A 5,032-nucleotide genomic window follows, 5' to 3' on the forward strand; every position below is an offset into this window, starting at 1 on the left:
GCCCTCGTCTCGCTCGACACGCCCCGAACGGGCGTGATGGTCGCCCTTCGGGAGACGAACGCACCGCTCGACCTTCCGGAACTCCTCGTCAGCGCCGCCGTCGCCGGAGTCGTCGGGTTCGTTCTCGTCCTCGTGCTCGGCGACACCTACCTCGAAACGGTCGGTAGGATGGACTACCAACGACTGTCGGTCGCCGTCCTCGGTCTGTTGGTCGCGGCTTCGTTCCTGTTCGCCGGAGTCATCGGAATCGGACTGTTCGTCTGCAGCGCCGTTCTCGGCCTGCTCCCGCCGCGACTGGGCTGTCGGCGAGTGCATTTGATGGGGGTACTGATAGGGCCGCTTATCGTGGGTGTGTGACCACGAGACTTTTGCCGCTCGGTTGTCAACCGGGCAGTATGATTCCCCTGTTCGGTCCGGTTCCCGGTGGTGCGGAACTGATCGTCATTTTCATCACGGCTATCATGCTGTTCGGCATACCGTTGACCATCTTCGGTGGCTTGTTTCTGCTCTACCGTCGGGCGGGCGGGAGCAGGGCGACGAAGGAAGACGTGGACGAACTCAAAAACGAGGTGGCGGAACTACGAACGGAACTCGAAGGAACCGACGAAACCGAACGGCAGGAACGGGAACGAGACCGGGAGCGGGAGCGATAGAAAACTCACTCGAACGTGCGGGTGACGCGCGTCACTCTTCCCTCATCACGTCGAGACAGCGGCCGAGGAACGTGTTTTGCACCGCGAATGCTTCGAAGGAGGTCCCGACGTGTTCCCGAAGGAAGGTTACGAGTTGCTTCGACTCGGTGGCTGTTTCGCTCACGAAAACTATCTACCGGCGCATTCACAGACGTAACTCCCCAACCTTTCTCAAGTATCTTCGGCGAAAATTAGGCAGAGAGTTCAGCGACGAGGCGGTCCTGTAACGCCTCCCGAATCCGGTGGCTCGTTTCAGCGGTCGTGCGGACTTCGATGACGTTCGTTCCCGAACTATCGAGGGAGTTCGAAAACGCGTCCCGGAACGCGGGAAGCGTCTCGACGCGTTCGAAGTCCAGTCCGTAGAGGTCGCCCGTCGCCGAGTAATCGAGTCCGTGCGGCGTTCGGAACTGGTCGGTAAACGGCGGGTCGAAGGATTCGATTGGGAGCATGTGGAAAATGCCGCCGCCGTCGTTGTTGATTTCGACGATGGTCGCGTCCACCCCACAGCGTTCGAGCGCGAGCAACCCGTTCATGTCGTGATAGTAGGCGAGGTCGCCGGTAACGAGGACGAGCGGGTCGTCCGTCGCGCTTCCGGCACCGAGCGCCGAACTGATGATACCGTCGATACCGCTTGCCCCTCGGTTACCGAGCACCGTCACGTCGGTGGAGCGGGGGCGAGCGAACCGGTCCAAATCCCGAATCGGCATGCTGTTGGAGACGAACAGCGTCGTCGGGTCGGGAACGAGCTTTGCGACGGACGCGAGCAGGTTGCCTTCGAAGTGCTCCGCGGAGTCCGACACGAGCGACCAGTGTGCGGACTCGGCGCGTTCGAATCGCGCCGTCCACGTCTCGTTCGCGTTTTGCGGTTCGAGTTCGTCGGCGAGTCGGCGGGCCAACCGCGTCGGGTCCGCCACGAGGAGGTCCGTCGCGGTGAAGGTGGCTTCGCGCCAGCCACCCGCCGGGTCAACGACGAACTGTCGGATTTCGGTACGTTCGAGGTATCGACGAAGGGTTTTCGAGGTCGGCGACGCGCCGAACCGAATCACGACGTCGGGGTCGGGCCACGCCTCGGTCACGTCGGGAACGAGGTACGAGTCGTAGCCGCCGACGATGGCTCCGTCGTGTCCGAACCGATGGCCCGAGAGCGGGTCGGCCAGCACGGGAAACCCGGTCGCGTCGGCCAGCGCCGCCAGCGCGGAGCGCTCCGGGGTCGGTCCGTCTGCGGGACCGGCCACCAACAGACCGCGCTCGGCGTGGCGTACGGCATCGACGAGTCGGGAGCGCGCGTCGGAATCGAGCTCCGGGACGCCCTGTGAGACGGTGACGAACGGGCCGTCACGACCCTCGGCGGCGAGCGGATTGTCGGCCTCGAACGAGTCGGGAACGTCGCCCTCGACTTCGACCGGTTCGAGCGGCTTTCGAAACGGGAAGTTGAGATGGACCGGTCCCGGCGGCGTCCCGGTTGCCGACCCGAGCGCTCGGGCCACCGTCGTCCGGAGGTAGCGGAGTTTTCGCCCGGTCGCTTCCGGTTCGGCCACGTCTGTGTACCAGCGAACGGCGTCGCCGTACAGTTTCTCCTGATCGACGGTCTGGTTCGCGCCGCTATCGCGGAGTTCCGGCGGTCGGTCGGCCGTGCACACGAGCATTGGGACCCGCGCCCTGTCCGCTTCGATGACGGCGGGATGGAAGTTCGCCGCCGCAGTCCCCGACGTACAAACGATGGGGGTCGGTTTTCCGGTCCGTTTCGCCCGGCCGAGGGCGAAGAAGGCTGCCGACCGCTCGTCCAGATGGGAAAATACCTCGATGTCGTCGTGTTTGGCGAACGCGACGGTCAGCGGCGTCGAGCGACTCCCGGGAGCGAGGCAGACGGCATCGACGCCCTCGGCGGCCAACTCGTCCACGAACGTTTCGGCCCACAGCGTGTTTCGGTTGGGATACGTCATTCGAGTTCGTTCAGAATCGGCAGGAATTTCAGCTGTACTTCGTCCCACTCCGCTTCCGGGTCGCTGTCGGCGACGATACCGTTTCCGGCGAAGAGGGTCACGCGGCCGTCACCCGCCACGCCGGAGCGGAGGCCGACCGCGAACTCCCCGTCGCCGTCGGCGTCAAACCACCCGACCGGCGAGGCGTACCACCCGCGGTCGAAGCGTTCCGTCTCCCGGATAGTTCGCATGGCGTCCGCCAGCGGCAGTCCTCCGACGGCCGGAGTCGGGTGTAGAGCCTCGACCACCGAGAGGACGTGCTCGTCGGCGTCGAGTTCGGCCGAAATCGGCGTCTGAAGGTGCTGGATGTTGGACAGTCGTTTGCATCGCCGGTCGCCGACCGTGACCGACGATGCGAGCGGTTCGAGCCCCTCGCGGATCGTTTTGGCGACGAGTTCGTGCTCCTCGCGGACTTTCTCGCTGTCGGCGAGTTCCGCGGCGAGTTCGTCGTCCTCCTCCGGCGTCTCTCCCCGACCTATCGACCCGGCGAGCGCCTCGGTCTCGACCGTCTGTCCGCGCAGTGAGACGAGGCGTTCCGGCGGCGCGCCGAAGAAGCCGCCCGACGAAGAGGGTTGGATGAGGAACCGGTAGCATTCGGGGTACGACGTTCGCAACCGTTCGAGGATGTCCGGCACATCGACGGATTCGGCGAGTTCGACCTCCAACGCGGTTGCGATGACCACTTTCTTCAGCTCCCCTTCTCGGATTCGCTCGGTCGCGTGGCGTATCTGTGAACACCACTCGTCGCGTGCCGTGGCGGGGTGCGTCGATTCGATGCCCGGCGAGTCGCCGCTGGGGCGCATCTCCGGGAGCGCCTCTATTTCCGCGCGTATCTCGGAGAGCGTCTCTTCGACGGTCGCTTCCGCCGTATCGCGGGCGGACACGGAGAGCCACGTTTCGTTCTCGGTTCGCGTCAGTTGGACGCGGGGCAAGACGAACTCCGCACCGGGGAATCCCTCCCACGGAGGTGAGGGTTCGTGTTCCGCGCTGAACGAAAACCCACCGAACAGACGCGGACGGGCGGCGTCGGGGCCGTCGTCCCGGTCGACGGCTTCGAAGAGTTCGTCGGCGCGTTCTCGAATCTCGTCGAATCGGCGTTCACCGTCCGCGGTGAGACGGGCAACCGCGCCGCTCGCGGCGATTTCGAGTCCATCAGACGACGTCCAATAGAGACGCGGTGCCGCCCGACCGGCGAGAAACGAGCGAAACGAAACGTCGGGTACTCGGCACGTTCGAGTTACGAGCGGAGAACCCGCCGACAGTTGACCGTCACGGTGCGGTGGCATTTAATGGAAACTCGGGAACGCTGACCCTTCAGCCTAACTATATCGCTCCTCGTTCCACGGGTTCGCGGTGTTGGAGTACCCCCGTTTCTCCCAGTACCCGCGCTCCGGTTCCGTGAGGAACTCGATTCCGTCCACCCATTTCGCCCCCTTATAGGCGTACTTGTGCGGCGTGACCACCCGGAGCGGCCCGCCGTGCTCGTGACGAAGCGGCTCGCCGTCGTAGTTCCAGACGAACAGCATGTCGTCGCGCATACACTCGTCGAGCGGGAGGTTGGTCGTGTAGCCGTCGAGGGCCGAGAACATGACGTGAACCGCGTCCTCGTCCACTCCGGCGAGTTCCGCGAGCGTCGGGAAGGTGACGCCCGTGAACGCGCAGTCGAACTTGCTCCAACCGGTGACGCAGTGGAAGTCCTGTTTTTGCGTCTCGTTCGGCAGGTCCCGGAACTCCTCCCACGAGAAGGTACGTTCGTTCTCGACCGCACCCGTGACCGAGAACTCCCACGTCTCGGGGTCCCACTCCGGGGTGCTCCCCTTCGAGAGGACGGGAAACTTGCTCGTCTCGCGCTGTCCCGGCGGCAATCGCTGTCCGTCGAACTCACGATGGATGTCCGTCTTGTCCGTAACGCTCATGGTCGAACGCTGGGGAGCGGGAAAGGTAGATGTACCGACTGCGGTCAGCCGCGGGGGTAAGGGCGGGCTAGTCGTCGGGTAATCGTCGTATCCTCGGTCGGGGCGGATTCGCCGCTCGGTACCGACTGAATAACAAAGACCGACGTGACACAACGGACAGTCGCATGTCCCAGACAGAACAGCAGACGGAAGCACAAGAACGTCCAGTGATGGGTGCGGCACAGGAATCGACGACCGACATTGCGATACTCGCGTCGGCGGCATCGGTGCTCCTCTCGTGGCACCAGTTCTTCGTCAGGGGGAACCGCGAGCGCGGACTCTTCATCGGCCTCTGGCCGCCGACCATCCTCGCGTTCGCGAGCTACTTCAACCAGAAACGAATGGAGCAGCGAATGGAGTCGTTGAAACCGAGCAGCATCATCAACTCGCTCGACCAGATGTT

Annotated in this window: 7 protein-coding genes; 3 read left to right on the plus strand and 4 right to left on the minus strand. The window is 64.2% G+C overall.

The window, feature by feature from the left end; translation table 11 throughout:
• Both BG842_RS21580 and BG842_RS21585 read left to right on the plus strand, forming a co-directional pair.
• Nucleotides 1-357 (plus strand): tripartite tricarboxylate transporter permease (locus BG842_RS21580; protein WP_175424244.1); only part of this gene is annotated, 357 nt, incomplete at its 5' end.
• A gap of 38 nt (nucleotides 358-395) precedes the next feature.
• Entirely contained in the window at nucleotides 396-653 is a 258-nt protein-coding gene (locus BG842_RS21585) for a hypothetical protein (RefSeq protein WP_007978606.1), read from the plus strand.
• A gap of 31 nt (nucleotides 654-684) precedes the next feature.
• On the opposite strand, the gene BG842_RS32615 is transcribed toward BG842_RS21585, so the two are convergent.
• The 4 genes from BG842_RS32615 to BG842_RS21600 form a co-directional block, all read right to left on the minus strand.
• A complete protein-coding gene (locus BG842_RS32615) occupies nucleotides 685-816 on the minus strand; it encodes a hypothetical protein (RefSeq protein WP_256388564.1) in 132 nt (43 codons plus the stop codon).
• A 67-nt stretch (nucleotides 817-883) separates the two neighbouring features.
• Nucleotides 884-2,635 (minus strand): 2-succinyl-5-enolpyruvyl-6-hydroxy-3-cyclohexene-1-carboxylic-acid synthase, encoded by a 1,752-nt coding sequence (menD, locus tag BG842_RS21590; protein ID WP_069452408.1) that lies wholly within the window; start codon nucleotides 2,633-2,635, stop codon nucleotides 884-886.
• Nucleotides 2,632-3,960, minus strand: coding sequence for an isochorismate synthase MenF (locus BG842_RS21595; protein ID WP_069452409.1), 1,329 nt, complete (start codon nucleotides 3,958-3,960; stop codon nucleotides 2,632-2,634). The genes menD and BG842_RS21595 overlap by 4 nt, the downstream gene beginning before the upstream one ends.
• Before the next feature lie 33 nt (nucleotides 3,961-3,993).
• On the minus strand, nucleotides 3,994-4,590 hold the full coding sequence (locus BG842_RS21600) for a sulfite oxidase-like oxidoreductase (protein WP_069452410.1): 597 nt from the start codon (nucleotides 4,588-4,590) through the stop codon (nucleotides 3,994-3,996).
• Nucleotides 4,591-4,799: 209 nt separating this feature from the next.
• Between BG842_RS21600 and BG842_RS21605 the strand changes: the two genes are divergently transcribed.
• On the plus strand, nucleotides 4,800-5,032 hold a 233-nt coding region (locus tag BG842_RS21605), incomplete at its 3' end, for a hypothetical protein (RefSeq protein WP_069452411.1).

It is taken from the genome of Haladaptatus sp. W1 (genome assembly GCF_001723155.1).
Classification (GTDB): domain Archaea; phylum Halobacteriota; class Halobacteria; order Halobacteriales; family Haladaptataceae; genus Haladaptatus; species Haladaptatus paucihalophilus.